A 24601-nucleotide genomic window follows, 5' to 3' on the forward strand; every position below is an offset into this window, starting at 1 on the left:
AATGACCCATGTCGCAACCCATGACACCGCGCAGCACCCGATCCGGCTTTATTTCGTGGTATGGGGCTGGCTGTTCGTGCTCAGCACCTGCTCCTACCTGGTCGACTACTTCCACCTGCAGGGGCATCTCAGATATTCGCTGATCCTGTTGTTCATGATGCTCAAAGCGGGACTGATCGTCGCCGTCTTCATGCATATGGCCTGGGAGCGGCTGACCCTGGTCTATGCCATCCTGCTGCCGGTCGGCGCGGTGCTGGTCTTCGTCGCCATCATGGTACTCGAGTCGGACTACACGCTGCTGACCCGCACCGTTAATCCCGGCCTGTTGTGAGTGGGTGAGGAGATCAGGTCGTCTTCGAAACGGCGAGCGGCTATTGCGGCATCACCTGGAGCGATGCCGGCATCACCCGTTTCCAGCTGCTGAGGCGCAGCGCCGAGGCGACCGAACGCAATCTATCTGCTGGAGCGAGACACGACCTATGGCGCGCTGACAGCGCGTGCTAGTGAGCCATCCGGGCGCGCAGGCGGGGTGCGGTCCAGTCGAGGAAGCTCCGCACCTTCCGTCCCAGGGGATCGGCTGGCGCATGAATGAGGCTTACCGGCAGCGGCTCGGGCGCGAACTCCGTGAGCAACTCCTGCAACTCGCCCGAGCGCAGGTGCTCCGAGACCTGGTAGGACAGCACGCGGATGATGCCGACACCCGCCAGCGCCGCCTGAATGGCGGCATTCGTCGTATTGACCGCGAATTTGGGACGAGGCTCCACGGCGAAGGCCGGACTGTCCCTCCGGTAGCGCCACTCCGGCGCCGTCGCAAATCCCTGGAAGCTGATCCCGTCATGCTCGGCGAGATCGTCCGGCTGGCGCGGGATGCCCCGGCGGGCGAGATAGGCGGGGCTTGCGCAGATCACCCGGCGCACGGCGCCCACGCGCGTCGCAATCAGCGCGCTGTCCTCCAGATGCCCGATCCGCAGCGCCACGTCGATATGCTCGTCGGCCAGCCTGACCTGTTGGTCGGCGAGCGTCAGGCGAAGATCGATTTCCGGGTGCTCCTTCAGGAACTCCAGCGCGATCGGCAGCACATGGCGCTCGCCGAAAGCGATCGGCGCGGTCACATGAAGTCCGCCACGCAGGGCGCCATGATCGCCGGCGGCCTGCCGCTCCGCCGCATCCAGTTCCTCCAGTATGCGGCGTGATGCGGCGACGAAGGTGCGGCCCTCCTCCGTGAGCACAAGGCCTCGGCTGGTACGCTGGACGAGGCGCACGCCGAGGTGCTTCTCGAGTTCGCCGACCTTGCGGCTGACCGTGGCCAGCGGCGCACGGAGCCGGCGGGCGCCGGCTGAAAGGCTGCCCGCCTCGACCACCGTCAGCAGCACCGACATCGCCTCGAAACGATCCATGGCATCCTTCCGAAATTCGGGAGGTCATCTCCCAGACCGGCAGGATACCCGTCTGTTTATGGATGGCATAGCTTCGTCACGCCAACACACCGGAAGGAGAGTGCCATGCCTCAATTGTCCCGCCGTGCGTTTGCCGGTGCACTCCCCCTCGGCCTCGTCGGGGGAAGCCTTCTCGGAGGCGGCCTGATGGCCGGCGCTTCCGCGCCTGCGTTCGGCGCAACGCCGGAAGCCGCCGGAACGTCCCCGATGCCCGTCAGCGTGACGCCGCTGGCGCAGATTCGTATCGGCCGCTTCACCGTGACGGCGCTGACGGACGGCTATGCCGACATGCCCTACGCCTTCTTCCCGGGGCGCAGCGCCGCGGAAGTCGAGCAGGCCGCGACCGCGCAGTTCACCGCCCGGCCGAGCGGCGTGCGGTTCCTGTTCAACCAGTATCTCGTCGAGGATGGCGAGCGCCGCATCCTGATCGACGCCGGTCCGGCGGGTTCGATCGGGAAGACCGGCGCGCTACCGGAAGCGTTGAATGCGCTCGGCCTGCGGCGGGACCAGATCGACGCGGTGATCGTGACGCATATGCATCAGGACCACATGGGCGGGCTGATCGCCGGCGGTAAGAACAACTACCCGAAGGCGGAACTCTATATCGACCGCCGCGACGTGACCCACTGGACCGACCCGGCCAAGCGCAACGGGGCGCCCGACTATCTGCAAACCAGCTTCCGCATGGCGGAGGAGGTCGTGCGCCTCTACCCGAAGCTGCAGGCGATCGACGGTGAGCGCGAGATCGTGCGGGGCGTCTCCATCGTCGATCTCACCGGACACACGCCCGGCCATATCGGCGTGCGGATCGAGGATGGCGGACAGAGCCTCATCATGGTGTCCGACATGATCTTTCCGGTCGTGCATCCCGGCACGACCGATGTCTTCTTCCTGTTCGAGCAGGACCGCGCGGCGGCGCAGGCGATGCGGGATCGCTTCTTTCCCCGCGCCGCCTCGGAAGGCGCGCTGATCGCCGCGACGCACATGCCCTTCCCCGGGCTCGGCCGTATAGTCGCCGACCGGGGGCAGATGCGCTGGCAGGTGGCGGACTGGGCGTTTCAGGGTTGAAATCGGCTGCGCCGGCCGCCGCGCCGGCGCCGCTGGGGTACGACCGATATGAGCAAATATCTCGACATCGCCACGACGCCCTCCGTCGCCGCCGCGCAGGAGCACTATGGCAGCGCGGTCCAATGGGCGCGCATCGGCGCGCGTGGCCGCTCGGGCGAAACCTCCGAGAGCCAGCGGCTCGGTCCGCCGGAACTCGCCTTCATCGCCGCGCGCGACGGCTTCTATCTCGCCAGCGTCTCCGAGACCGGCTGGCCCTATGTGCAGTATCGCGGCGGGCCGGCGGGTTTCCTATCGACCATCGATGATGGAACGCTGGGCTTCGCCGATTTTCGCGGCAACCGGCAGTACATCACCACCGGCAATGTCCAGGCGAACGACCGGGTTTCGCTGTTCCTGATGGACTATGCGCACCGGCGCCGCCTGAAGATCTTCGGCCATATGCGGATCATCGACGCCGCGGACGATCCCGCCCTTGCGGAGCGGCTGGCCGTGCCGGGCTATCCCGGCCGCGTCGAGCGCCTCGTCCTCATCGCCGTGCAGGCGTTCGACTGGAACTGCCCGCAGCACATCACGCCGCGCTTCACGCAGGCCGAGCTCGAGGTCGTGCTCATTCCCGTGCGCGACGAACTCGCAGCCCTGCGGCGCGAGAATGAACGCCTGCGCCACGAACTACAGGCCGCCGCGGAACATCGAGGGAATGACCCGGGAGGTTCGCTCTGAAGCCGGCGGCGCGGATGCCGTGCGCAAGTGGCAACGGCGACCGCCGGAACATCGGCACTATTCCGGCCTGCGGTAGGCATCGTCTATGCCGTGCCAAACGGGCCGGCTGAGAGGCGCGATCGTGCGCGTCGTGCCTACCAGAAGTCCTGCAATGCCGTTGCACAAGCCCTGCCGCTGGCCAGCGCGCGCTGGCGGCCTGCATCGCTCATCCGATGGCGGTGGCCAAACCGGAGATCTCGATCCGCAACGTCATCGAGCCATTCCTGCAGAAGTCGGCGCTGGTGCTGCAGCCGCTGGTCGAGGTCGATTCCATCCGCATGCTGGTTGAGCTTGCCTTGCTCGGCGACCGTGTCTCGGTGATGACGCCGATCGGCGTGCAGAATGAGATCCACAGCGGCGCGCTGCTGTTCCGGCCGCTGGAGGATGTCGGCCTACCGACCAACCGCTTCGGCTTGATGCTCCGAGCCGGGGTAAGCCTGCACTTCGCGCCGGCGGTGAACGTGAGCCGTGTGGCGCCACGTCGATGTGTACCAACATCACTGCACCGCACCGCCACGGTCGCCACACCATGTCCGTCGTCACGACCAATCGCGCCGCCGCCGGGCGGTGTCGCGTCTGTTTCAACCGATTTCTCGGGTTTTGATGTAGAGGTTTGCGATTTAGCCCCCTCTCAAAGTCGAAGTTCTGTATGTCCGGTATCGGCAGAAAGCAAAACTCGCGCAAAGCCGATACCTCAAGACCTGATCGACAGGAATCCGCCCAGCGCCTCGATGAATGTCTGGCATGAAGTCAGCTCTTCCGCGCGGATGAACTCGTTCGGCTTGTGCGCGCGGGCGATGTCGCCGGGTCCGCATATGATCGAGGGGATGCCGGCGTTCTGGTAGAGCCCGGCTTCCGTTCCATAGCTCACCGCGGCCAGCGAGGGCGCTCCGGTGAGCCGTTCCACCAGCGCCGACAACGGCGCGTCGGGGGGAAGGGAGAGCGCCGGGTAGTCGCTCAGCGGCTCCCATGTCGCGTTGATGCCGTGCGCGGCGAGCGAGCGGACAACGGCGTGCACCGGCTCGAGCAGCGCGGTCGGCGCGATGCCGGGAATGGCGCGCGCCTCGATTTCCGCGACGCACAGATCGGGGATGATGTTGAGCGCCTGCCCGCCCTTCAGCGTGCCGACCTGCATCGAGGAATAGGACGGCTCGAAGGTCGGATCATGCGGGCCCTGGGTCAGCGCCCCGGCCGTTTCCACGGCCTTGGAGAGCACATCCACCATGAGGTGGATCGCGTTGATTCCCTGATCGGGCCGCGACGAATGACCGGCACGGCCTTCGATGCTGATGCGCGCGGCGGCCTTGCCCTTGTGGGCGCGTACGCCGCGCATGTTGCTCGGCTCGCCGATGATCGCACCGAGGGGAGGCGCGCACAGCTCGGTCAGCCGGGAAATCAGATGGGGCACGCCGCGGCAGCCGGCTTCCTCGTCATAGGAGAACGCGATGTGGATCGGATGGTCGAGCCGCAGGGCCCGCAGCGCGGGCACGCTTGCGAGCACGGCCGCGAGGAAGCCCTTCATGTCGCTTGTGCCGCGCCCGTAAAGGTTTTCCCCCTCTGCGCGGAGCGTGAAGGGGTCCGAGCGCCATTCCGCTTCCTGCGCCGGAACGACGTCCATATGTCCGGAGAGGATATAGCCGCGTCGGTCTTCCGGTCCCAGCGTCGCAAAGAGATTGGCGCGATCGCCTTCCGGGCCGGGCAGGACGTTGACCCTGACGAAATGGCTTTCCAGATAACGCACGATCCAGTCCACGACGTCGCCATTCGGTGTGCCGACCACCGAGGGAAAGCTCACCAGGCGTTCGAGGATCTGGACGACGTTCATTCCGGGAGGCTCCGCATCGGATTGAAGGGGGCGGGCTGTCGGACCGAAGCCCAGACGCCGCGCGGGAGTGCTCCACGCGGCGCTCGGTCATGTTCGTCTAACGGATATCCGGCGGTTCTACTTGGGCTCGAAATAGTTGGCCCGCACCGCCGCGCCGACGAGATTGACGATCAGGCGACCCGCCGTGATGCAGGTGATCTGGTTCACGTCGGTGGCGGGGGTGATCTCCACCACGTCCATGCCAAGGACCCGGCCCTTCTTCACGAGTCCATGGATCAGGCTGCGGGTCTGCATGAAGGTCATGCCGCCCGCGCAGGGGGCCGCGACGCCCGGCGCGATGCCGGGCTCGAAGGCATCGAGATCGACCGTGAGGTAGTAGCGGCCGCCATCCGGGATCATGTCGAGCACATGCTGAATGCCGCGCTCGTGGACGTCGTAGGCGGAGACTAGGTGAGCGCCATAGGCCTTCGCGGCATCGTACTCCTCCTGACGCCCGCTGCCGCTGGCGTGGAGACCGATCTGGAAGATCTCGCCAACATGGTCCATTTCGGACGCGCGGCGGATCGGGCTCGACAGCCCGTGGGTGACGCCGTTGATCTCTTCGCGCCAGTCGAGGTGCTGGTCGATCTGGATGAGGGTGATCGGCCCCTGGTCGTCGAGGGCCTTGATCACGGGGATCGGGATCGAGTGATCGCCGCCCAGAACGATCGGCATCGCGCCCGAGGCCACGATCTTGCGCACGACATCCTCGGCGCGCTTGAGGTGGTCCTTCAGTTCGCGCGGATCGGCATAGACATCGCCGCAGTCGACCGCGCGAATCTGGCGGTTATCGTAGAGCGGGCCGCCAATGTCGAAGTCATAGCGCTCGATGGAGCGCAGGATCCGGTCGGTCGCCCGGCGCATGGCCAGCGCGCCGCGGCTCTGGTCGCTGGCGATCTCGCCGAAGGTGTAGGATTCGCCATAGGGGATGCCGAGATAGGCGATGTCCGCGCTGAGCGCATCGAGATCGGCGCAGGGTTCGGAATAGAGGAAGGTCGTGTGCTCGGGCTTGGCAGGGATCGTGAGGGGCATACGCGTTTTCCTTGTCGTCGGCGTCGAGTTCGCCATGGCCGATGTCGAGCGATGGTCCGGCTCTGGCGGGTACGGTGGGTGCTGCCCGGCCGTGAGGAGGGGATGTCCGGCTCTCGTCAGTGTCCGAGTATCTGGCTGAGGAAGAGCTTGGTGCGCTCGTGCTGCGGGTGGGAGAAGAACGCTTCCGGCTCGTTCATCTCGATGATCTGCCCGGCATCCATGAAGATCACCCGGTTTGCCACCTGACGGGCGAAGCCCATCTCATGGGTCACGCACAGCATGGTCATGCCCTCCTCGGCGAGGCTCACCATGGTCTCCAGCACCTCCTTGACCATCTCCGGGTCGAGGGCCGAGGTCGGCTCGTCGAACAGCATGATCTTCGGCTTCATGCACAGCGCGCGGGCGATGGCGACGCGCTGCTGCTGGCCGCCGGAGAGCTGGCCGGGGTACTTGTTGGCCTGCTCGGGGATCTTCACCTTGCGCAGGAAGTGCATGGCGAGCTCTTCCGCCTCCTTCTTGGGCGTCTTGCGTACCCAGATCGGCGCCAAAGTGAGGTTCTCCAGCACGGTGAGGTGCGGGAACAAGTTGAAGTGCTGGAAGCACATGCCGACCTCGCGGCGGATCTCGTCGATGCGCTTGAGGTCGTTGGTCAATTCGATGCCGTCGACGATGATCGAGCCCTGCTGGTGCTCCTCCAGCCGGTTGATACAGCGGATCATGGTCGACTTGCCCGAGCCCGACGGCCCGCAGATGACGATGCGCTCGCCGCGCAACACCCGCAGGTTGATGTCCTTCAGCACATGGAACTCGCCATACCATTTGTGCACGCCGGAAAGCTCGACGGCGACGCCGGACAGCGCGGATGAGGTGAGGGCGGCAGAGGTGAGGGCGGCCTGCGCGGGCGGAGCAGACGGGGCGAGGTTCGACATTATGAGCGTGAGCCTTCCATGCGGTTGGATCGGGCGTTCTGTCCGAGACAGGCGCGTTGCTGCGCCCGGCCGGGTCAGATCCGGATCCTCTTCTCGAGATGTCTGCCGCACAGCGAGATCGAGAAGCAGATGACGAAGTAGATGAATGCCACGGCGCCGTAGGCCAGGAACGGCTCGAAGGTCGCGTTGGCGATGATCTGGCTCGCGCGGGTCAGTTCGACGAAACCGACGATGGAGGCGAGCGAGGTGTTCTTGACGATCTGCACCATGAGCCCGACCGTCGGCGGGACGGACAGACGCAGGGCCTGCGGCAGGATGATCAGGAGCATCTGCTGCCAGTGCGGGAGGCCGAGGCTGGAGGAGGCCTCCCACTGCCCTTTCGGCACCGCGAGGACACAGCCATACCAGGTCTCGGTGAGATAAGCGCTGCTATAGACCGAGAGGCAGAGGCTCGCGGCGAGCAGGGGCGTCGTCTGGATGCCCATCAGCGCCAGTCCGAAATAGACAAGGAAGAGCTGCATCAGCAACGGCGTTCCCTGAAACACCTGGACGTAGAGATGCACCGGCCTGCCGGCGACGCGCGGAAAGGCGAGGCGCAGGCTGAGCAGGATCAGGCTGACGACGGCGCCGCCCGCGAAGGCGATGAGCGAGAGGTAGATCGTCCACGGAACCGCGGCGAGCAGGTTGCGGAAGACGTCCCAGGTCGAGAACTCACTCATCGCTGACCCGCCGTGGCAAATTCGCCGAAGACGAAGCGGCGGCCGACCCAGGTCAGCAATTCCCGGAACAGGACGGCGAGCGCGAGATACATGATCGTGACGACGATGTAGGCCTCGAAATTCCGGAAGGTCCGGCTGGCGATCATGTTGGCTTCGTAGGAAAGCTCGGCCACCGAGATCTGGCTGCACAGTGCCGAAGCCAGCAGCATGATCACGAGCTGGCTGGTCATCGCCGGCCAGACCCGCTGGAACGCCGGGGGAATGATGATGAGGAAGAAGGCCTGCGCCGGCTTCAGCCCGAGGCTGCTCGCCGCCTCGAATTGGCCGGCGGGCGTCGCCTCGATGCCGGCGCGGATGATCTCGCAGGCATAGGCCGTGAGATTGATGGTGAGGGCGACCAGCGCCGCCGTAAACGGGTCCATCCGCAGGCCAAGCGCGGGCAGCCCGAAGAAGATGAAGAAGATCTGGCCCAGGAACGGCGTGTTGCGGAAGAACTCGACATAAGCGCGGATGAACCAGCGAAGAGGCTTCGGCCCCTTCAGGCTCGCCCAGGCGCACAGAGTGCCGAGGATCACCCCTAGCAGGCACGAGATGAGCGTGAGCAAGACGGTCATGCCCAGACCGTTGAGCAGGCTCGGCCAGCTATGGAGGACATCAATGAACGATGAAAGGCTCATTCAACAGGCTTCCGCGTCATTGGGCGTGTCAGAGGGCGGCGTTCAGGAGGTCACGAACCGGCACGTCCGCGTCGAGACCTTCAAGGGCCTGCAGAAGTCGCTGCGCCGCGGGCTCCCCGATCGCGGGCTCCGCGCAGCGCAGGAACTTCTCCCGCAGATGCGCGGGGGGCACGGGATTGAAGGCGGTTCCCAGCGCGTGGGACTGATAGCCGGAATAACGGCGGCCATCCTTGAGGGAAATGACGACGGAGGCTCCCTCCGGGGCCGCCGCGCGCCGCTCCGCGTCCCACATGGGGCCGACCGCCATGCGCACGCGCGGCATCATCACCTGCATGGCGGGGCTCTCGAGAACGCCCATGTTCAGCTGCTCGAGCCCCGGTGCGCCGAAGCACAGGGTCGCGGCAATCGCGAACTCCATGGAGAACTGCGCCTCGCGCGTGGTGGCGGGCGAGCCATATTTCAGATTGGCCACGACGACGGGAGGAACGTCGCATAGGACTTCCTCGACATCGTCCGGCGAAAAACCCTCCCGCACCATGATCTCGACCACGACATCCACCGCCGCATGGGACGACAGGCAGATCGGAAACTTCTTGATGTCGATGCCGGGCGTCTCCAGACGCCATGAACGGCCGAGATCGGTGAAGGCCGAGATGTCGAACGGGCCATCGATATGGAGGGCGGCAAAGCCGTTCGGCGAAACGAAGGGCTCGTCCGCGCCGCTCGCGCCATTGGCCGCCAGAGTCGCCCATTTGACGCCGCTCTCACTGGCCTGACCGGCCAGCAGAGCTTTAGCGTCGTTCCCGAAACAGGTCTTGGCACCACCCGCGCTGGTGACGGCGAGCCCGATGCAGGACCGCATCTGCCGCGGGTCGAGCCTCAGAAGATGGCCGGCGGCAACGCCCGCGCCGATGGGACCGAGCAGGCCGGTGGTCCACCAACCCTTGTCGTAGAGTCCCTGGCCGGCGGCAGCGCCGACCGCATATTCGCATTCCGCGCCGGCAGTAATCGCGGTGATCAGCTGCGCGCCCGTCGCGCCGAAGTCCTGCGCCACGGCGACGGCGGCAGGCACAATGACGGCCGAGCCATGGACGAAGCCGGCATAGCAATTGTCGTCGAAATCGAGCGCGTGGGCAGCCGTCCCGTTGCAGAACGCTGCCGCGAGGGCCGACATCTTGTCCGTCGTTCCCCAGATTTCCGCGCGTCCAGGAGGATGGTTGCGTGCCGCGAAGTGGCGGGCGGTGCCCGCCACCGGGGTCCGCGCGCCGGCGAGGGCGACCCCGATGGTATCGATCACGCATGACGTCACGATCTGGCGGATACGATCGGGAATGCCGGCGGCGGTCACGCCTGTGGCCCACTCCGACAGGAGCAGTGTGGGGGGCTGGGGAGCGAGACTCATTGCGGACCGCCTATACCGGGTATCAGCAGTGACGGTTCGTCACTCGGGAAGCTCGCCGGCGGGGGCGCCGAGCCACTTCACGGACAGCTTGTCGATCTCGCCCTTGGCCTTGGCCTCGCGGATGATCTCGTTGACCTTGTCCAGAAGCCGCGTCTCGCCTTTCACGACGCCCACATAGCAGGGGGAGTTCGCGAGCACGATCTTCAGTTCGAGGTCGAGATCCGGATTGCGGCGCTTGATGGCGGCGGCGACGGGGGTGCCCGACGCGAACATCTCGACCTGACCGGACATGAACGCCGCGATGGTGCTGTTGTTGTCCTCGAAGCGCTGAACGACCGCCTTCGGCGCGAGGTCCGCGAGTTCCTTGTCCTGCATGGAGCCGCGCGTTACCGAAATCTTCTTGCCCGAGAGGTCGGCATATTCCTTCACCGGTGGCTCTTTCTTGCCGAATATGGCATCGAAGAAGGGCGAGTAGGCGATGCTGAAATCGATGACCTTCGCGCGTTCCTCGGTCTTGCCGAGCGAGGAGATGGTGAGGTCGGTCTTGCCCGACTGGAGGAAGGCGACGCGGTTCGGCGCGGTGACCGGCACCAGCTCCACCTTCACGCCCAGCTTTTCGCCGATCAGGTTGGCGACATCGATGTCCATGCCGCGCGGCTGCATGTCGGCGCCGACGGAGCCGAACGGGGGATAGTCGGTCGGGACGGCGACGCGAATGGTCTTGCGGGCGATGATGTCGTCCAGCGCGTCGGCGACGGCCGGAACAGCGCCAAGCGTTGCCATCAGTCCAATGGCGGCGGCGAACAGAATACGTGTGGTCATTGCCTACACCTTTATAGCTGGAAGGTTGATGTTGTCGGGGTGGTTCCGTGGGTGCACCGCGGAACCGTCTTGGCAGGCTGGATCAGAGTGTTCGGGACACTCAGTCCGGGATGACCGCCGTCGCGTCCACCTCGACGAGATACTCCGTGCGGGCGAACGCAGTGACGACGATGCCGGTCGAGACCGGGAAGACGCCCTTCAGCCAGCGGCCGACCACGCGGTATACATCCTCGCGGTAGCGGGGGTCGGAGATGTAGATCGTCAGCTTGGTGATGTGATCGAGCTGGCTGCCACACTCCTTCAGCAGCATGTCGATGTTCTTCATCGCCTGCTCGGTCTGGCCAGCGACGTCGCCGACGCTTACGCATTCGGACGTGTCGAGATTCTGGCCGATCTGGCCGCGCAGGTACACGGTCGTTCCACGCGCAATGACGGCCTGGCAGAGGTCGTTGTCGATGTTCTGCTCGGGATAGGTGTCCTTGGTATTGAACTTACGAATTCTGGTGTGGGCCATCGCTGCGTCCTGTTTATGCTTGTATGCAAGCTTCATGAGTGGCTCCGCGAGCGGAGCCGATCAGAAGATCTGCACGGATATTCTTATGAGCTTCCTGACAGTAGGGGCCTCGTCACACCCCGAAAAGCGATTTTTTTGCGACCACTGTTTCATTTTCTGATAGGTATCGCGCATGCTGAAGCTTGATTTCGACGAGCGGGATCTGCGCTCCCTGCGAGTGTTTTGCGCGGTGGCGCAGGCCGGCGGTTTCGCGGCGGCCGAGAAGAGGCTCGCAATGTCAAAGCCGTCGATCAGCCGCCACGTCCGCGAGGTCGAGGCGCGCCTCGGCGTCAAGCTGTGCGAAAGAGGGCGCAGAGGGTTCCGCCTGACGCAGGAGGGCGAGGTCGCGCTCGACCTGGCATCGGCGGCCTTTCAGGCGCTCGGGCGTATCCGCCCCGAGATCGATGCCGTCCATGGCATCTTGTCGGGGCGGCTCGCGATCGGGATCGGCGAGCACACGCTGACCCATCCCGACTGCAAGCTGCCCGAAGCCCTCGCCGCCATGCGGAGCCTCGCTCCGGGGGTAGAGCCGCAGATTTTCGTGATGACGTTCACTGAATTGGCGCAGTCATTGAATGACGGTCGGGTGGATCTGGTTATCCGCGGCAAATATACCGACGATCGCGACTTCTTCCATCTGCCGCTGTATCGCGAGGTGCACAGGATCTACGTCGCGCAATCCGTGGAGGCCTCGAAAACGCGCTGGCTGCCATTGGTCTATCGTCCGCATCCCTATGTGGAGAAAGCCATTCAGTCCGGACGGTACAACCTTGGCCCGGAGGCCGCGGGCCTCGATGCGGTCGCCGCCATGGTGGCGACGGGCTTCTATCAGGGGATGCTGCCGACCCACTACGGCGACCTCATAAAGAACCGTTTCAATCTGATGATCGAGGAAAATGGGCCGATCTTCCAGCACGAGGGTTGCGCGATATTCTCGACCGCGCGACCTATCAGTCAGCGCATAAAAGTATTCCTGAATGTGTTGAGGCGTGTTCATTCCTACACGCCCGGCGTCTAGCGGATCCGACTGATGTGACGATGCTTGCAGGGGTGCTGGAGACGTTTTTCCAGCTGGGAGAGAAAACTCACTTAAGCGTGCCGTTCAAAGACGGAAACTGGCGCCTTGGAGAAGGCCGCGATCCGGAGAAGTGCCGGACTTTCCGGCGGTTATCGCGGCGTATCTGGAGCCAAAATGTTAATTATATCAATTATTTAACTGGCTGGCGGAGCGCGTAGTCGCGTGCGAACCTGTCTCAGCGTGTTTCGCCTGTTTTACGAGTCGAAACTGGCCTTCTAACCGAAGACCGGCGCTCATGCGGACTGTTTTCGCTGCCACTATATCGAGCGCTTCTACAACGGTCGCCGCAGGCACTCGACACTGGGCTATCTCAGCCCAGTCGAGTTCGAGGAGCGAGCCAAATTAGCTTAACCTCGTGTCCACAGAACCGGCAGAAGGCCAGTGAGGGTGAAGACGGCGGCGCTCGATGCCGACAAGCGCCAAGCAGGTTCGGCCAGATCGTGTCGACCCGTGCCCCGCGATAGATCGCCGCCTGTGGCAGTATGCATCGACCGGCATCCGCCAATTCATGACATTAGCCTGCCCCGCTTGAGTGGTCCGGCTCCAATCTAATGCATGGTCGGTTTTGCGGCCATGTTCGAGGGCGGCAAGATAGCTGCCGGCGCCGGCGGCTTGTAACCGGGTGAAGAGTGCCGGTCCGTGCCCCTGACGGCGCCGAAGGACTGGAACCAGAAGGCATGCGCCAGCCGGCGCAGCAGCTCGTCGCGGCTATAATGGCGGATAATGGCTTCGCTGATGACCGCGCCGAGCTCCGTCATGCGCTCCGCCAGCCATGGCGGCACCCGGCCCGTATGCAAAAGCAGCCCGGCGCTTCCGGCGCAGCGTGGCATAATTCCCTCGACCGTTCGATGCGCCATTATAGCCGGAAGCGACGACGGCGGGCGGAAATGACCAGGAGGGACGTCTCCGGACTCCGTCGCCGCGCGGATTATCCTAGCCTGCCGCGGAGCAATCACATTCCGGCCTGGCCGCTCAAATAGATCAAATGCCGAGCAATGGCGGTCTCCAGGCAATCGCTGGCGGTTCCATCCTGCCAGGATTGCACGAAGAACCTGCCGGTCTTCCCGGTGCCGATAATGGGCGTGTGCCAGACGCCCCGGTGGTAGATCACCCCAGAACCTCGTGGGAAAAGAAAGGCGCGCAACGAGCCTAGCTCCGGGTCGCCATTTCCGTCCGGCAAGCACACCGCAAGGACGAAATCCGCGCCGCTCATCTCGATGATCGCTTGCTGCGAGTAGGGATGCCGCTCCAAGAGATCGATGGAAAGAGGCAGCGCCTGCGGCTGTGTCTCGAAGACGGATGCGATCAGCCGGCTGCTGGACCGCTGGTCCCGATCGAACGATGTTACGTCGTGCCGCAAGGCGGTGCCGGCATTCACCCGCAAAGGGTGCAGCGTGGCGGGCTGCACCAGCGCCCCATAGGGGCGAAAAAGCTCCTCGTTGACGAGTTGGAGTTCTAGCGCCAAGTCTCGCTCTGGCACACGCGCGTCACTGCCTGCGCGTGCGCCGTCTGCCGCGCCGGCAGGATCGACCGCGCCGACCTCGTCACGCTTCGAAAGCTCACTCACGTATATTTCAACCTGATGCCGCCGCTATCCATACAGCAAGGTTCGAGACCGGCCCATCGATGCTGGAAGTGACGAAAATTTGGACTGGTCAGACCGGGACGTGGATGCAATTCTTTCATGATCGCTAGACAGTAATGATATGCGTAGAACGGTGCAAGTGAACTCCCGCGAAATTGGTCAGACCGCAATCTCGCCGAAGCGCAAGCGCGAACCCATGCCTTCCGCCGCGCAGGTCGTGGTCGCCACGCTGACGAAGATGATCGAGGAGAAAAGGCTGGCGCCGAACCAGCCGCTGGCTCCGCAGCGCGAACTGGCGCAGGAACTCGACGTCAGCCGCGCAACGCTGCGCGAGGCGCTCTCGATACTCGCGACGATTGGGTTGATCTCCATCGAACCCGGCCGCGGCACCTTCGTGCGTGCCGCGAGCGACGCGGCCGAGGCGACCGCGACGCCCTCCTGGCGCTTCGCCGCGCGCTACTCGCCGGCGGAGGTCTACCAGTTCCGCTATATCGCCGAGAGCCATGCCGCGCAGCTCGCGGCCATGAACCATACCGATGCCGAGATCGAGGAGCTGGAGGAAAACCTTCAGTCGTTCCGCAAGGCGGCCCATGCGCTCGACTTCGCCGCCTTCGCCGAGATCGACTTCGAATTCCACAAGCTCATCATGCGCTTCTCGCGCAACCGGCTGCTGGCCGACATGCACCATAGCTTCGCACGCATATTGCTGGAGAGCTCGCGCCTGCCGGTGAAGCGCGACAAGTTGTGGGATCCGGTCATGGAGCACGAGCGCGTCGTCGAGGCGCTCAAGATGGGTGATCCGGAGGGCGCCGGCTATTACATGCGCCGGCACCTCAGCCGCACCGCGGACCGCGCCGGCATCGCCATCACCGAGTTCGTCTGAACCTCCAGCGCGACGGACGCCGTCGGCTTTCTCGGAAAGGATTGCGCATGGCCAAGGAAATCTTCGTTTCTTACGGAATCGACGTCGATGCGGTGGCCGGCTGGCTCGGCTCCTATGGCGGCGAGGACAGCCCCTGCGACATCTCCCGCGGCGCCTTCGCCGGCCGTGTCGGCAGTGCCCGGCTGCTGCGGCTCTTCGAGAAATGGGGGATCAAGACCACCTGGTTCATCCCCGGCCACTCCATCGAGAGCTTCTGGGACGAGATGAAGGCGGTGGCCGACGCCGGCCACGAGATCGGCATGCACGGCTACAGCCACGAGAATCCGATCGCCATGACGCCGGAGCAGGAGGAGGCGATCTTCGACAAATGCGTCGAGCTGATCACCAAGCTCTCCGGCAAGCCGCCGCGCGGCTATGTGGCGCCGTGGTGGGAGTTCGGCTCCAAGACCAACGAGCTCTTGAAGCAGAAGGGCGTGAAATACGATCACTCCCTCATGCACAACGACCATCATCCCTATTACGTGACGGTCGGCGACAGCTGGACCAAGATCGATTATTCGCAGCACCCCTCGACCTGGATGAAGCCCTATGCCCAGGGCGAGGAGACCGATCTCATCGAGATCCCCGCCTCCTGGCATCTCGACGACCTGCCGCCGATGATGTTCATCAAGGCCGCGCCGAACAGCCACGGCTTCGTCTCGCCGCGCGACATCGAGGACACCTGGCGCGACCAGTTCGACTGGGTCTACGAGAACTACAACTACGCCGTCTTCCCGATCACCATCCATCCCGACGTGTCGGGCCGCCCGCACGTGCTGAAGATGCACGAGCGCCTGTTCGACTACATGAAGGGCCATTCCGGCGTTAAGTTCGTCACGATGGAGGAAATTGCGGATGACTTCGCCCGCCGCTATCCGCGCAGCGGCAGCGCGCGGCCGGCACCCTGAGCCACGCCGATGTGCGGGCTCTGCGGCGCCTTCGGCGGCAGCGACCACTGGACGGCGGGCACCGGCGCGGAGACGGCCGGCGCCACGCCGACCGCGGAGCGGCGTGCCCGCGCCGCGACTGCCAATGAAGTGCTGGCGTTCTACGGCCTTTCGCTCGGCGAATGGGCGGGGCGCTTCACCCTGCGCTCGCGCACCGGCCGCATGGCGGTGGTCGAGCATTTCGGCGCGATATGGCCGGAGGCCGAGCGCCTTGCCGGGCAGCCCTGCGACCCGCTCGACGAGGCGCTGATCACGCGGCTGGAGGCCACATAGCGATGAACGGCGGCGACAAGCTGTCCGTGCACGTGCTGACCGGCTTCCTCGGCGCCGGCAAGACCTCGCTGCTGCGGCGCCTGCTGGCGCTGCCGGCGCTCGGAGACACCGCGGTGGTGATCAACGAGTTCGGCGAGGTCGGCCTCGACCACCTGCTGTTGGAGGCGGTGGACGAGGACATCGTGCTGCTGAAGAGCGGCTGCGTGTGCTGCACCGTGCGCGGCGACCTCAAGAATGCGCTCGTCACGCTGATGGAGCGCCGCCGCAGCGGCGAGATTCCGGCCTTCGCGCGCATCGTGGTGGAGACCACCGGCATCGCCGACCCGGCGCCCATCGTCGCCACGCTCACCGCCGACCCGATGCTGCGCCACCATTTCCGCGTGGGCAACATCGTCACCGTGGTCGACGTGCCGAACGGGCTATCGAACATCGACGCCTACCCGGAATCGCTGCGGCAGGTGGCGGCGGCCGACCGGCTGGTGGTGAGCAAGGCCGACCTCGCGGACACGGAGGAAATCGCAGCGCTGGAAGCGGGCCTGCGCGCCGTCAATCCGACCGCCACCCTTGTCGCGCTGGACGAGCACGCGGTGCCTGACCCGGAACGGCTGCTCGCCGATCTCCATGACGAGACGGCCCGCCCCGCCGAGGTGGCGCGGTGGCTGGACGCGGTGGCGAGCACGCGCTGGCGCTTCCATGCGCATGGCACGCACGACGTGAATGCCCATCGCGACATCCGCGCCTTCGTGCTGCGCAACGCGCAGCCGCTGGCATGGCCGCGCTTCGCGCTGTGGCTTTCCATGCTGCTGAACCGCCACGGGGCCGCGATCTTGCGGCTGAAGGGCCTGCTGGCGCTGGAAGGCGTCGAGGGCCCGGTGGTGATCCAGGGCGTGCAGCATATCGTCCACGCCCCGCTGCACCTGAAGGCGTGGCCGCGCGGCGTCCCGCTCACCGAGATCGTGGTGATCGCGCGCGGGCTCGATCCCACGCTGGTGCAGCGCTCCTTCGAGGCGTTCAATCGCCTGAGGCCGGCCGGCGACGCCGCGGCCTAATAGCGGCCCACCAGCAGCCCGCCATCGACGGTGACGACCTGCCCGGTCATGTAGCGCGCCGCCTCCGAGGCGAGGAAGAGGATGACGTCGGCGATGTCCTCGGGCTCGCCGACGCGCCCGAGCGGGATGAAGGATGCCGCCGCTTCCAGCCCCTCCGGCCCGAGCGAATGCTCCTTCGAGAGCGCCTGCGCGGTGCGGATATAGCCGGGCGCGACGCCGTTCACGGTGATGCCGTTGCGCGCGAGTTCCACCGCCAGGCCGCGCACCAGTCCGACCACGCCAGCCTTGGCGGCGGAATAATGCACATGCTCGTCCCAGCCATAGGCGACGCCCATGATCGAGGACAGCGCGACGATACGGCCGGACCGGCGAGCCCGCATGCGAGGGGCGGCCGCCCGCACGAGCCGCATGATGCCCTTGAGGTCAACGTCGAAGGTGCGATCCCATTCCTCATCCGACATCTGCGCCAATGACAGCTTCTTGGCGATGCCGGCATTGGCGACGAGCACGTCGATGCGCCCGTGCCGCGCCTCGACATCGGCCACCAGCACATCGGTCGCCGCCGAGGAGGTGACGTCGAGTGCGGCGAATTCGGCCCGGCCGCCCTCGGCGAGAATGCGGCGGGCGACGTCGCGGCCCTCCTCCTCCAGCACGTCCGTCACCACGACATAATAGCCGGCGCGGGCGAAGGCGAGGGCGGTGGCACGTCCGATGCCGATGCCGGCCCCGGTGATGATGAGGACGGGCCTCTCCTCCATCGCTCACGCTCCTCCGGCCGGCACCGCATAGGGCGAGAGCGCGCGTTTGAGGAAGCCGCCGTCGCCCAGCGCGCCCAGTATCTTGCCTTCTTCCGCGACCACCTTTCCGCGCAGCAGCGTCATGACGGGCCAGCCGGTCACCGCGAGCCCCTCATAGGGCGTGTAGTCGGCGCCGTGGTGCATCAGCTCCTGCCGAATGGTTTCCTTGCGATTAGGGTCCCACAGCACGATGTCGGCGTCGAAGCCGGGGGCGATGGAGCCCTTCTTCGGATAGAGGCCGTACATCTTCGCGTGGTTGGTCGAGGTGAGTGCGACGAACTCGTTGAGCGAGATACGCCCCTCGACGACACCTTTCGAGAACAGGATCTGCAGCCGGGTCTCGACGCCCGGGATGCCGTTCGGCACCCAGCGGAAGGAAGTGCGTGCCTTGGGGTTCAGCTTGCCCATCTCGCCCTCGTAAAAGAACGGGCAGTGGTCGGAGGAGAAGGTCTGGAACACGCCGGTGCGGATGCCTTCCCAGATCGCCTCCCAGCTCGCGGCGTCGCGCGGCGGCGGCGAGCAGACATATTTGCCGCCGCTCGCGTCCATGTTGAGGCCCTTGAGGTCGTCGGCGGTGAGCGCGACATATTGCGGGCAGGTCTCGCCATAGACCTTGAGCCCGCGCTGCTGCGCCCAGCGTATCTGCTCCATCGGCTCGCGGCCCGAGACGTGCACCACCATGATCGGCACGTCGGTGAGCTCGGCATGGCTGATGGCGCGGTGCGTCGCCTCGCGCTCGACCGACTGGGGGCGCGAGATGGCGTGGTAGTAGGGCGCGGTCTTGCCGGCACGCTCCAGCCTCTCGGTCATGAAGCGGATGGCGTCGTAGCCCTCGCAATGCACCATGACGAGGGCGCCGCAGCCACGGGCGCAGTCGAACACTTCGAGCAGTTGCCGGTCGTTCAGGACCAGATCGTCATAGGTCATGAACACCTTGAACGAGGTGTAGCCGTCGGCCACCAGTGCGGGAAGCTCCTGGCCGAGTACGCTCGCGCTCGGGTCGCTGACGATGAGGTGGAAGCCGTAGTCGCAATAGGACTGGCCATCCGCCTCCTTGTGGTAATCCATGACGCTGGCGCGAAGGCTGGCGCCGCGCGGCTGCAGGGCGAAGGGCAGCACCGTGGTGGTGCCGCCGGCGATGGCCGAGCGGGTGCCGCTTTCGAAGCCGTCCGCCATGGCCGGACCACCGAAGGCCGGCTGAGCCATATGGACATGGCTGTCGATGCCGCCGGGCATGACGAGCAGCCCCGAGGCATCGATGGCCTTGGCGGCATTGGTTAGGCTCTCGGCTACCGCGACGATGCGGCCCGCGCGGATGCCGACATCCGCCTTCATGGTGTCGGAAGCGGTGACGACGGTGCCACCGCGGATGACGAGATCGTAGTCGCTCATCGATCTGTCCTCACATCATGATGTCGCCGCCATTGGGCGACAATGTCTGGCCGACGTAGAAGGCGCCGGCATCCGATGCCAGCAGCAGGATGGTCGGCGCGATCTCCGATACCTCGCCGAACCGGCCGAGCGGGATCTCCCTGAGCTTCATCGCCCGCCATTCCTCGGTAAGCCCGTTCAGCAGCACCGTCTCGGTGGCGCCGGGAGCTATGGCGTTCACCGTCACCCCGTGCGGCGCGCCCTCATAGGACAGCGCGCGGGTGAAGCCGGCGATGCCCGCCTTGGCCGCCACGTAATGCGCGAGGTTTGGCGCCCCGCGATAGGCGAGCTGCGAGGAGCAGTTGATCACCCGGCCCCAGCCCTTTTCCAGCATCGGCCCGAAGAAGTGGCGGGTGACGAGGAAGGTGCCGCGCAGATGCACGCCGATCATGCGGTCCCAATCAGCGACGGAGAGGTCGACAAAGGGCTTGTCGCCGCCGATGCCGGCCATGTTCACGAGGATGTCGACATGGCCGAGCGTGCGCTTGGCCCAATCGGCCATCTCGTCTACCGCCGCCTCGTCGGCGACGTCGCATTCCTTGCCGTGCACCTCGTGCCCCGCCGTCGCCAGCCGAGCCTCCAGCGCCGCGGCATTGGCGCCGTCGCCATAATGGCAGAAGGCGACGCGGGCGCCGTAGCGCGCGAAAAGCTCCACCACCTCGCCGCCTATGCCGCGGCTGCCGCCGGTGACGAGCGCGGTGCGGCCCTCGAGCGAGAATTCCTTCATGACGGGCTCCGGTCCAGGGCGTTGCGGGCGGCGATCCACTCGGCATAGGAGCGGATGCCGGTCTCGAGGTCGTAGGCGGGCGCATAGGAGAAGTCGCGCTTGGCCGCCGAGATGTCGAAGCGCCGGTGCACCTCGTCGACCGGGTCAGGTCCGGGCGCGAGCGCGATGTCGGCCTGTGGCAGCACCCGCTTCACGGCGTCGCCGACCTCGCCTAGGGTGAGATAGGTGTCGCCGGTGACGGTGTAGACGCGGCGCGGCGTGTCCCCGGCGTCGAGCGCTAGCAGCAGCGCACCCACCGCGTCCTCGACATGGATGAACTGGCGGTGGAAGTCGGCGCCGAAGGGCATGCGGGTCGGACGGCCGGCCAGCGCATCCTCGATCATGGTGCGGATCACGCAGTCGGTGGTGCGGCCCGGCCCGTAGACCCAGGACAGCCTTATCGCCAGCGCATCGACGCCGAACTGGCGCCAATAGGTCCACAGCAGCGCCTCGCTCGCCGCCTTGCTGCCGCCATAGACCGAGGTCGGGCGCAGCGGCACGTCCTCCGGCACCGGCCCTTCCGGCGTGTCGCCATAGGCACTGGTCGACGAACAGAACACCAGCCGCCGCGCCTTGTGGATGCGAGCCAGCTCCAGCATGTTGGCGGTGCCGACGACGTTCACCTGCACCATCGAATAGGGATTGTCGCGCGCCACCATCGGCCCCGAATGGGCGCCGCAATGGACGATGGCCTCGACCGGATGCTCGGCCGCGATGGCGTGCAGGCGGTGGATGTCGGTGAGGTCGCAGGCGACGAGCGGCAGACCCTCGCGGGTGCGCTCGACCAGATCGATGGCGACGACCTTGCGGCCCTGCGCCTCCAGCCGGCGCCGCACGGCATTGCCGACCAGACCGGCGCCGCCGGTGACGAGGATGCACTTTTCCATTCAGGCGGTTCCTGCGAGGCGGAGGGTCTCGGCGCGCTCGCGCTGGGCGGCGCCCTGCTCGATCGGCAGCTCGGCCGCGAGCAGCATGCGGGTGTAGTCCTGCGCCGGGCGGGCGAAGATGGCTTCGGTCTCGCCATATTCGACGATCTTGCCGTGGCGCATCACCGCGACATTGTGGGCGAGCGAGCGCACCGAGTTGAGGTCGTGGGTGATGAACAGGGCCGACATGCCGATCTCCGCCTGGAGGTCGCGCACGAGGTCGATGATCTGCGCCCGCACGCGGATGTCGAGCGCCGTGGTCGGCTCGTCGAACACCACGAAATCCGGGCCGGTGGCCAGCGCCCGGGCGATGCCGACCCGCTTCTGCTCGCCGGCGGTGAGCTCGTGCGGATAGGAGTCGGCCAGTCTTGCCGGAAGATGCACGAGGTCGAGCAGCTCCCGCGCCCGCCGCGCGCGGGCCCCGCGGTCCAGCGCCGGGTCGAGTTGCAGGGGCTCGCCGATCAGCGCGCGCACAGGCCAGCGTGGATTGAGCGCTACATAGGGTTCCTGGAATACCATCTGGATGCGCCGGCGCAGCGGCCGGAACTGGTGGGCCGGCATGTTGGTGATGTCGGTGCCGTCAAAGGCGATGCCGCCGCTGTCGCTCTCCAGCAGCCGCACGAGGCACTGGCCGACCGTGGTCTTGCCCGAGCCGCTCTCGCCGACCAGCGCCAGCGTCTCGCCCTTGCGCACGCTGAACGACACGTCGTCGATGGCGCGGACCACCTCGGTGGTGCCGGATATGGGGAAGGTCTTGACCAGCCGGCCGATCTCCAGAAGGCACGGCGCATGCTCGCCCGTCTCGTCCGCCGCCTCGCCCGTCCGCGGGGTAGGGCGGACCTTGGCGGCGTCGAGCAGGGTGCGACTGTAGCCGTCCTTCGGCGCCTCGAGGAAATGGCCGACCTCGTCGAGCTCGACGATGCGCCCATCCTTCATGATGGCGACGCGGTCGCAGTAATGCGCGATGATGCCGAGATCGTGGGTGATGAGCACCACGCCGGCGCCGAGGTCGCGGCAGCGCTTCACCAGAAGGTCGAGCACCTGCACCTGGATGGTGGCGTCGAGGCCGAGTGTGGCGTCGTCGGCCAGCACCACCTCCGGATTGGCAACCATCGCCATGGCGATGACGACGCGCTGCGCCATGCCGCCGGAAAGCTGATGCGGATAGGCCCGCGCACGGCGCTCCGGATTGACGATGCCGACCTGCGCCAGCAGGTCCACCGCCGCCGCCCATGCTTCCTTTCGGCTGCACGGCTTATGGGCCCGCAGCACGCGGGCAATCTGGGCGCCGACCGTCTCCACGGGATCGAGCAGCGCCTTGGCGTTGGTGCCGATCAGCGCGATGCGCCCGCCGCGCATCTGGCGGCGCTCGGCCGCGTCCATATCGAGGATGGACGCGCCGTCGAGCCGCAGGTCGCCGCCGACGATGCGCCCGCCCTCCGGCAGCAGGTCGATCAGGGCGCGGGCCAGCACCGACTTGCCCGCGCCGGTCTCGCCGACGATGCCGAGCACCTCGTCGCGGCGCAGCTCGAAGGAGACATCGGACAGGACCTTCGCCGTGCCCTCGCCGAAGTCGACAGTGAGGTCCTCGACGCTGAGCAGCGGCATTCCACCGGGCGCGCGCATCAGCGGTCCCTCGTCGTCGGGTCGGACAGGTCCTTCGCCATGTCGCCGATCAGCGCGAAGCTGAGCACGGCGATGACGATGGCCATGCCGGGGAACAGCGCCACCCACCACACGCCGAGGATCATCTGCTGCGCGCCGGTCGAGACCATCAGCCCCCATTCCGGCGTCGGCATGCGCACGCCGGCGCCGACGAAGGACAGGCCGGCGGTCAGCAGGATGGCGAGGCCGACGCTGATCGATATCTGCACGATGGCCGGCGTCAACGCATTGGGGAGGATATGGCGGAACATGATGGAGAAATCGGTCGCGCCGCTGCACCGCGCGGCGCCGACGAAGGGCCGTTCGCGCAGCGAGAGCACCTCGGCGCGGATGACGCGCGCGAACATCGGGATGAACAGCACGGCGAGCACGATGGCGACGTTCCAGATTTCCTGCCCCATGACGGATACAAGCGCCATGCCGAGCACGAAGACGGGGAAGGACTGGATGAAGTCGAACAGCCGCATCACCAGCGAGGACAGCCAGCCGCGGTAGAAGCCGATGAACAGGCCGATCGGCACGCCGACGATGAAGGCGAAGGCGACCGCGACGATGGAGATGAGCAGGTTGATGCGGGTGGCGTAGATGACGCGCGCATAGATATCCATGCCCGACACATCCGTCCCGAACCAGTGCTCGGCCGAGGGCGGCTGGAGCGAGGAGAGCGGGTCGGCCTCCACCGGCGAATAGGAGGTCAGCCAGGGCGCGAAGATGATGGCGATGATCTGCACGAGAAGCAGCGCGAGCCCGACCACAGCGGCGGGGTGGCGACGCAGATAGCGGAGGAAATGCGCCATCAGACCCTGATCCTCGGATCGGCGAGTTCGTAGAGGATGTCGACGATGGTGTAGACGGTGAGGATGAAGGCGGCGGCGACCAGCACGAAGCCCTGCAGGGCCGGATAGTCGCTGTTCACCACCGACTGCACCGCATATTGCCCAAGCCCGCCCCAGGCGAAGATGGTCTCCACCAGCACCGCCGCCCCGAGCAGGAAGCCGACGAGAAAGCCGACCAGCGTGATGATCGGCGGCAGCGAATTGCGCAGCGCCGCGCGCCGGATGACGCGCTCCGGCAGGCCGGACGCACGGGCGTGGCGGATGAAGTCGCTGCGGTAGACGTCGGAGAACACCGTCTTGGTCATCTTCATCAGCGCCCCGGCATTGACAATGGCGAGCGTCGCCACCGGCAGCACCAGCCGCCCCGCCGAGGAGAAGAAGGCGGCGGGATCGCCGGCGATGATGCTGTCGATTGTGTAGAAGCCGGTCACCGTCGGCGGCGGCGAGACGAAGGTGTCGATGCGTCCGAAGGGGGCAGGTGCCCAGCCGAGGGTGTAGAAGAAGAAGTAGATCAGCAGCAGGCCGATCCAGAAATCGGGAATGGCGCCGGCCGCCAGCCCGTAGACGCGACTGCCGATATCGACCGCGCCGCCCTCCCGGACCACCGAGATGACCGCCAGAGTGACGCCGACGAGGATGGTGAGGATCATGGCGTAGCCGATGAGCTCCAGCGTCGCCGGCGCACGCTCCATGAGGTCGGTGACGACGGGATTGGAGGTAAAGATCGAGACGCCGAGATCGCCATGCGCCGCGTTCCAGACATAGCGCAGGAACTGGTCCCATACCGGAAGGTCGAGACCGAGACGTTCGCGGAAGGCGGCGATCGTCTCCGGCGTTGCCATGTTGCCGAGCAGCAGCAAAGCGGGGTCGCCGGGAAGCAGGCGCACGAGGAGGAACGTCACCATCATCACCCCGAACATCTGCGGCACCAGCATGGCGAGCCGGGCCGCGACGATGCGCAGGGGGCGGGGGATGGGGTTCCAGAAGCGTGAGAGGCCGGCGCGGGCTGCGTTCATCTCGGCTCGTCGGTTCTCGGGAAGCGATGCGCTCCGGCGCGGACGCCGG

The 24601-nt window shown here is 66.1% G+C and carries 25 protein-coding genes and 3 pseudogenes; 10 read left to right on the forward strand and 18 right to left on the reverse strand.

From position 1 onward, the window contains the following. Nucleotide 1: 1 nt before the first annotated feature. Together SNOV_RS21125 and SNOV_RS23640 are read left to right on the forward strand one after the other, a co-directional pair. Nucleotides 2-331, forward strand: a complete 330-nt coding sequence (locus SNOV_RS21125; RefSeq protein WP_013169012.1) for a cytochrome C oxidase subunit IV family protein — start codon at nucleotides 2-4, stop codon at nucleotides 329-331. A 50-nt stretch (nucleotides 332-381) separates the two neighbouring features. Then, a pseudogene (locus SNOV_RS23640) lies at nucleotides 382-456 on the forward strand (methylated-DNA--[protein]-cysteine S-methyltransferase); the annotation flags it as partial. A 44-nt stretch (nucleotides 457-500) separates the two neighbouring features. Here SNOV_RS23640 and SNOV_RS21130 read toward each other — a convergent pair. Then, complete coding sequence (locus tag SNOV_RS21130; RefSeq protein ID WP_013169013.1) at nucleotides 501-1397, reverse strand: LysR family transcriptional regulator; 897 nt, start codon at nucleotides 1395-1397, stop codon at nucleotides 501-503. A 105-nt stretch (nucleotides 1398-1502) separates the two neighbouring features. On the opposite strand from SNOV_RS21130, the gene SNOV_RS21135 reads away from it, so the two are divergent. From SNOV_RS21135 to SNOV_RS24290, 3 genes and pseudogenes are all read left to right on the forward strand, one after another. Next, nucleotides 1503-2504, forward strand: coding sequence for an MBL fold metallo-hydrolase (locus tag SNOV_RS21135; protein ID WP_013169014.1), 1002 nt, complete (start codon nucleotides 1503-1505; stop codon nucleotides 2502-2504). Between the two features lie 48 nt (nucleotides 2505-2552). Further along, nucleotides 2553-3224, forward strand: coding sequence for a pyridoxamine 5'-phosphate oxidase family protein (locus SNOV_RS21140; RefSeq protein WP_013169015.1), 672 nt, complete (start codon nucleotides 2553-2555; stop codon nucleotides 3222-3224). 146 nt (nucleotides 3225-3370) lie between these two features. Beyond that, a pseudogene (locus tag SNOV_RS24290) lies at nucleotides 3371-3682 on the forward strand (LysR substrate-binding domain-containing protein); the annotation flags it as partial. A gap of 275 nt (nucleotides 3683-3957) precedes the next feature. Here the strand turns inward: SNOV_RS24290 and argE are convergent. The 8 genes from argE to SNOV_RS21185 form a co-directional block, all read right to left on the reverse strand. Further along, on the reverse strand, nucleotides 3958-5088 hold the full coding sequence (gene argE / locus SNOV_RS21150) for an acetylornithine deacetylase (protein WP_013169016.1): 1131 nt from the start codon (nucleotides 5086-5088) through the stop codon (nucleotides 3958-3960). 117 nt (nucleotides 5089-5205) lie between these two features. Next, complete coding sequence (locus SNOV_RS21155; protein ID WP_013169017.1) at nucleotides 5206-6159, reverse strand: agmatinase; 954 nt, start codon at nucleotides 6157-6159, stop codon at nucleotides 5206-5208. A gap of 116 nt (nucleotides 6160-6275) precedes the next feature. Further along, a complete protein-coding gene (locus SNOV_RS21160; protein WP_013169018.1) occupies nucleotides 6276-7088 on the reverse strand; it encodes an amino acid ABC transporter ATP-binding protein in 813 nt (270 codons plus the stop codon). 74 nt (nucleotides 7089-7162) lie between these two features. Next, nucleotides 7163-7807, reverse strand: a complete 645-nt coding sequence (locus SNOV_RS21165; RefSeq protein ID WP_013169019.1) for an amino acid ABC transporter permease — start codon at nucleotides 7805-7807, stop codon at nucleotides 7163-7165. Next, complete coding sequence (locus SNOV_RS21170) at nucleotides 7804-8484, reverse strand: amino acid ABC transporter permease (protein WP_013169020.1); 681 nt, start codon at nucleotides 8482-8484, stop codon at nucleotides 7804-7806. The genes SNOV_RS21165 and SNOV_RS21170 overlap by 4 nt, the downstream gene beginning before the upstream one ends. A 28-nt stretch (nucleotides 8485-8512) precedes the next feature. Continuing rightward, entirely contained in the window at nucleotides 8513-9886 is a 1374-nt protein-coding gene (locus tag SNOV_RS21175; RefSeq protein WP_013169021.1) for an MmgE/PrpD family protein, read from the reverse strand. 39 nt (nucleotides 9887-9925) lie between these two features. Next, the gene (locus SNOV_RS21180; RefSeq protein ID WP_013169022.1) at nucleotides 9926-10708 is read right to left on the reverse strand and encodes a transporter substrate-binding domain-containing protein; all 783 of its coding nucleotides are present in this window, start codon (nucleotides 10706-10708) and stop codon (nucleotides 9926-9928) included. Nucleotides 10709-10808: 100 nt separating this feature from the next. After that, a complete protein-coding gene (locus SNOV_RS21185) occupies nucleotides 10809-11222 on the reverse strand; it encodes a RidA family protein (RefSeq protein WP_041782488.1) in 414 nt (137 codons plus the stop codon). A 172-nt stretch (nucleotides 11223-11394) separates the two neighbouring features. Between SNOV_RS21185 and SNOV_RS21190 the strand changes: the two genes are divergently transcribed. Further along, nucleotides 11395-12279, forward strand: coding sequence for a LysR family transcriptional regulator (locus SNOV_RS21190; RefSeq protein WP_013169024.1), 885 nt, complete (start codon nucleotides 11395-11397; stop codon nucleotides 12277-12279). Between the two features lie 683 nt (nucleotides 12280-12962). Here the strand turns inward: SNOV_RS21190 and SNOV_RS21195 are convergent. Next, a pseudogene (locus SNOV_RS21195) lies at nucleotides 12963-13169 on the reverse strand (DUF763 domain-containing protein); the annotation flags it as partial. A gap of 122 nt (nucleotides 13170-13291) precedes the next feature. After that, on the reverse strand, nucleotides 13292-13906 hold the full coding sequence (locus tag SNOV_RS21200; RefSeq protein ID WP_244412809.1) for an ureidoglycolate lyase: 615 nt from the start codon (nucleotides 13904-13906) through the stop codon (nucleotides 13292-13294). Nucleotides 13907-14120: 214 nt separating this feature from the next. On the opposite strand from SNOV_RS21200, the gene SNOV_RS21205 reads away from it, so the two are divergent. Genes SNOV_RS21205 through SNOV_RS21220 form a run of 4 tightly spaced genes read left to right on the forward strand, consistent with a single transcriptional unit; the run spans nucleotide 14121 to nucleotide 17115 of the window. Continuing rightward, nucleotides 14121-14807 carry a FadR/GntR family transcriptional regulator gene (locus tag SNOV_RS21205; RefSeq protein ID WP_013169027.1) on the forward strand — a complete coding sequence of 229 codons (687 nt, stop codon included), beginning with the start codon at nucleotides 14121-14123 and terminating at the stop codon, nucleotides 14805-14807. A gap of 47 nt (nucleotides 14808-14854) precedes the next feature. Further along, nucleotides 14855-15754, forward strand: a complete 900-nt coding sequence (locus SNOV_RS21210) for a polysaccharide deacetylase family protein (RefSeq protein WP_013169028.1) — start codon at nucleotides 14855-14857, stop codon at nucleotides 15752-15754. A 9-nt stretch (nucleotides 15755-15763) separates the two neighbouring features. Continuing rightward, nucleotides 15764-16066 (forward strand): hypothetical protein, encoded by a 303-nt coding sequence (locus tag SNOV_RS21215; protein ID WP_013169029.1) that lies wholly within the window; start codon nucleotides 15764-15766, stop codon nucleotides 16064-16066. 2 nt (nucleotides 16067-16068) lie between these two features. Beyond that, the gene (locus tag SNOV_RS21220) at nucleotides 16069-17115 is read left to right on the forward strand and encodes a CobW family GTP-binding protein (RefSeq protein ID WP_013169030.1); all 1047 of its coding nucleotides are present in this window, start codon (nucleotides 16069-16071) and stop codon (nucleotides 17113-17115) included. Here the strand turns inward: SNOV_RS21220 and SNOV_RS21225 are convergent. Genes SNOV_RS21225 through SNOV_RS21255 form a run of 7 tightly spaced genes read right to left on the reverse strand, consistent with a single transcriptional unit; the run spans nucleotide 17112 to nucleotide 24552 of the window. Next, entirely contained in the window at nucleotides 17112-17873 is a 762-nt protein-coding gene (locus SNOV_RS21225; protein ID WP_013169031.1) for an SDR family NAD(P)-dependent oxidoreductase, read from the reverse strand. The two genes, SNOV_RS21220 and SNOV_RS21225, sit on opposite strands and share 4 nt — an antisense overlap. 3 nt (nucleotides 17874-17876) lie before the next feature. Next, nucleotides 17877-19304: a dihydropyrimidinase gene (hydA, locus tag SNOV_RS21230; RefSeq protein WP_013169032.1), complete on the reverse strand. Its 1428-nt coding sequence runs from the start codon at nucleotides 19302-19304 to the stop codon at nucleotides 17877-17879. A 10-nt stretch (nucleotides 19305-19314) separates the two neighbouring features. Next, the gene (locus SNOV_RS21235) at nucleotides 19315-20070 is read right to left on the reverse strand and encodes an SDR family NAD(P)-dependent oxidoreductase (RefSeq protein WP_013169033.1); all 756 of its coding nucleotides are present in this window, start codon (nucleotides 20068-20070) and stop codon (nucleotides 19315-19317) included. Then, nucleotides 20067-20996 (reverse strand): NAD-dependent epimerase/dehydratase family protein, encoded by a 930-nt coding sequence (locus SNOV_RS21240; protein ID WP_013169034.1) that lies wholly within the window; start codon nucleotides 20994-20996, stop codon nucleotides 20067-20069. The genes SNOV_RS21235 and SNOV_RS21240 overlap by 4 nt, the downstream gene beginning before the upstream one ends. Further along, a complete protein-coding gene (locus SNOV_RS21245) occupies nucleotides 20997-22661 on the reverse strand; it encodes an ATP-binding cassette domain-containing protein (protein WP_013169035.1) in 1665 nt (554 codons plus the stop codon). After that, nucleotides 22661-23497: an ABC transporter permease gene (locus SNOV_RS21250; protein ID WP_013169036.1), complete on the reverse strand. Its 837-nt coding sequence runs from the start codon at nucleotides 23495-23497 to the stop codon at nucleotides 22661-22663. The genes SNOV_RS21245 and SNOV_RS21250 overlap by 1 nt, the downstream gene beginning before the upstream one ends. Further along, a complete protein-coding gene (locus SNOV_RS21255; RefSeq protein ID WP_013169037.1) occupies nucleotides 23497-24552 on the reverse strand; it encodes an ABC transporter permease in 1056 nt (351 codons plus the stop codon). Before SNOV_RS21255 ends, SNOV_RS21250 begins: the two co-directional genes overlap by 1 nt. Nucleotides 24553-24601: the final 49 nt, after the last annotated feature.

Origin of the sequence: Ancylobacter novellus DSM 506 (genome assembly GCF_000092925.1) — a bacterium.
GTDB classification, from domain to species: domain Bacteria; phylum Pseudomonadota; class Alphaproteobacteria; order Rhizobiales; family Xanthobacteraceae; genus Ancylobacter; species Ancylobacter novellus.

Coding starts and splice junctions, on each gene's coding strand:
- SNOV_RS21125 (WP_013169012.1), top strand. CDS start 2: ATGACCCATGTCGCAACCCATGACACCGCGCAGCACCCGATCCGGCTT.
- SNOV_RS21130 (WP_013169013.1), bottom strand. CDS start 1,397: ATGGATCGTTTCGAGGCGATGTCGGTGCTGCTGACGGTGGTCGAGGCG.
- SNOV_RS21135 (WP_013169014.1), top strand. CDS start 1,503: ATGCCTCAATTGTCCCGCCGTGCGTTTGCCGGTGCACTCCCCCTCGGC.
- SNOV_RS21140 (WP_013169015.1), top strand. CDS start 2,553: ATGAGCAAATATCTCGACATCGCCACGACGCCCTCCGTCGCCGCCGCG.
- argE (WP_013169016.1), bottom strand. CDS start 5,088: ATGAACGTCGTCCAGATCCTCGAACGCCTGGTGAGCTTTCCCTCGGTG.
- SNOV_RS21155 (WP_013169017.1), bottom strand. CDS start 6,159: ATGCCCCTCACGATCCCTGCCAAGCCCGAGCACACGACCTTCCTCTAT.
- SNOV_RS21160 (WP_013169018.1), bottom strand. CDS start 7,088: ATGTCGAACCTCGCCCCGTCTGCTCCGCCCGCGCAGGCCGCCCTCACC.
- SNOV_RS21165 (WP_013169019.1), bottom strand. CDS start 7,807: ATGAGTGAGTTCTCGACCTGGGACGTCTTCCGCAACCTGCTCGCCGCG.
- SNOV_RS21170 (WP_013169020.1), bottom strand. CDS start 8,484: ATGAGCCTTTCATCGTTCATTGATGTCCTCCATAGCTGGCCGAGCCTG.
- SNOV_RS21175 (WP_013169021.1), bottom strand. CDS start 9,886: ATGAGTCTCGCTCCCCAGCCCCCCACACTGCTCCTGTCGGAGTGGGCC.
- SNOV_RS21180 (WP_013169022.1), bottom strand. CDS start 10,708: ATGACCACACGTATTCTGTTCGCCGCCGCCATTGGACTGATGGCAACG.
- SNOV_RS21185 (WP_041782488.1), bottom strand. CDS start 11,222: ATGGCCCACACCAGAATTCGTAAGTTCAATACCAAGGACACCTATCCC.
- SNOV_RS21190 (WP_013169024.1), top strand. CDS start 11,395: ATGCTGAAGCTTGATTTCGACGAGCGGGATCTGCGCTCCCTGCGAGTG.
- SNOV_RS21205 (WP_013169027.1), top strand. CDS start 14,121: ATGCCTTCCGCCGCGCAGGTCGTGGTCGCCACGCTGACGAAGATGATC.
- SNOV_RS21210 (WP_013169028.1), top strand. CDS start 14,855: ATGGCCAAGGAAATCTTCGTTTCTTACGGAATCGACGTCGATGCGGTG.
- SNOV_RS21215 (WP_013169029.1), top strand. CDS start 15,764: ATGTGCGGGCTCTGCGGCGCCTTCGGCGGCAGCGACCACTGGACGGCG.
- SNOV_RS21220 (WP_013169030.1), top strand. CDS start 16,069: ATGAACGGCGGCGACAAGCTGTCCGTGCACGTGCTGACCGGCTTCCTC.
- SNOV_RS21225 (WP_013169031.1), bottom strand. CDS start 17,873: ATGGAGGAGAGGCCCGTCCTCATCATCACCGGGGCCGGCATCGGCATC.
- hydA (WP_013169032.1), bottom strand. CDS start 19,304: ATGAGCGACTACGATCTCGTCATCCGCGGTGGCACCGTCGTCACCGCT.
- SNOV_RS21235 (WP_013169033.1), bottom strand. CDS start 20,070: ATGAAGGAATTCTCGCTCGAGGGCCGCACCGCGCTCGTCACCGGCGGC.
- SNOV_RS21240 (WP_013169034.1), bottom strand. CDS start 20,996: ATGGAAAAGTGCATCCTCGTCACCGGCGGCGCCGGTCTGGTCGGCAAT.
- SNOV_RS21245 (WP_013169035.1), bottom strand. CDS start 22,661: ATGCGCGCGCCCGGTGGAATGCCGCTGCTCAGCGTCGAGGACCTCACT.
- SNOV_RS21250 (WP_013169036.1), bottom strand. CDS start 23,497: ATGGCGCATTTCCTCCGCTATCTGCGTCGCCACCCCGCCGCTGTGGTC.
- SNOV_RS21255 (WP_013169037.1), bottom strand. CDS start 24,552: ATGAACGCAGCCCGCGCCGGCCTCTCACGCTTCTGGAACCCCATCCCC.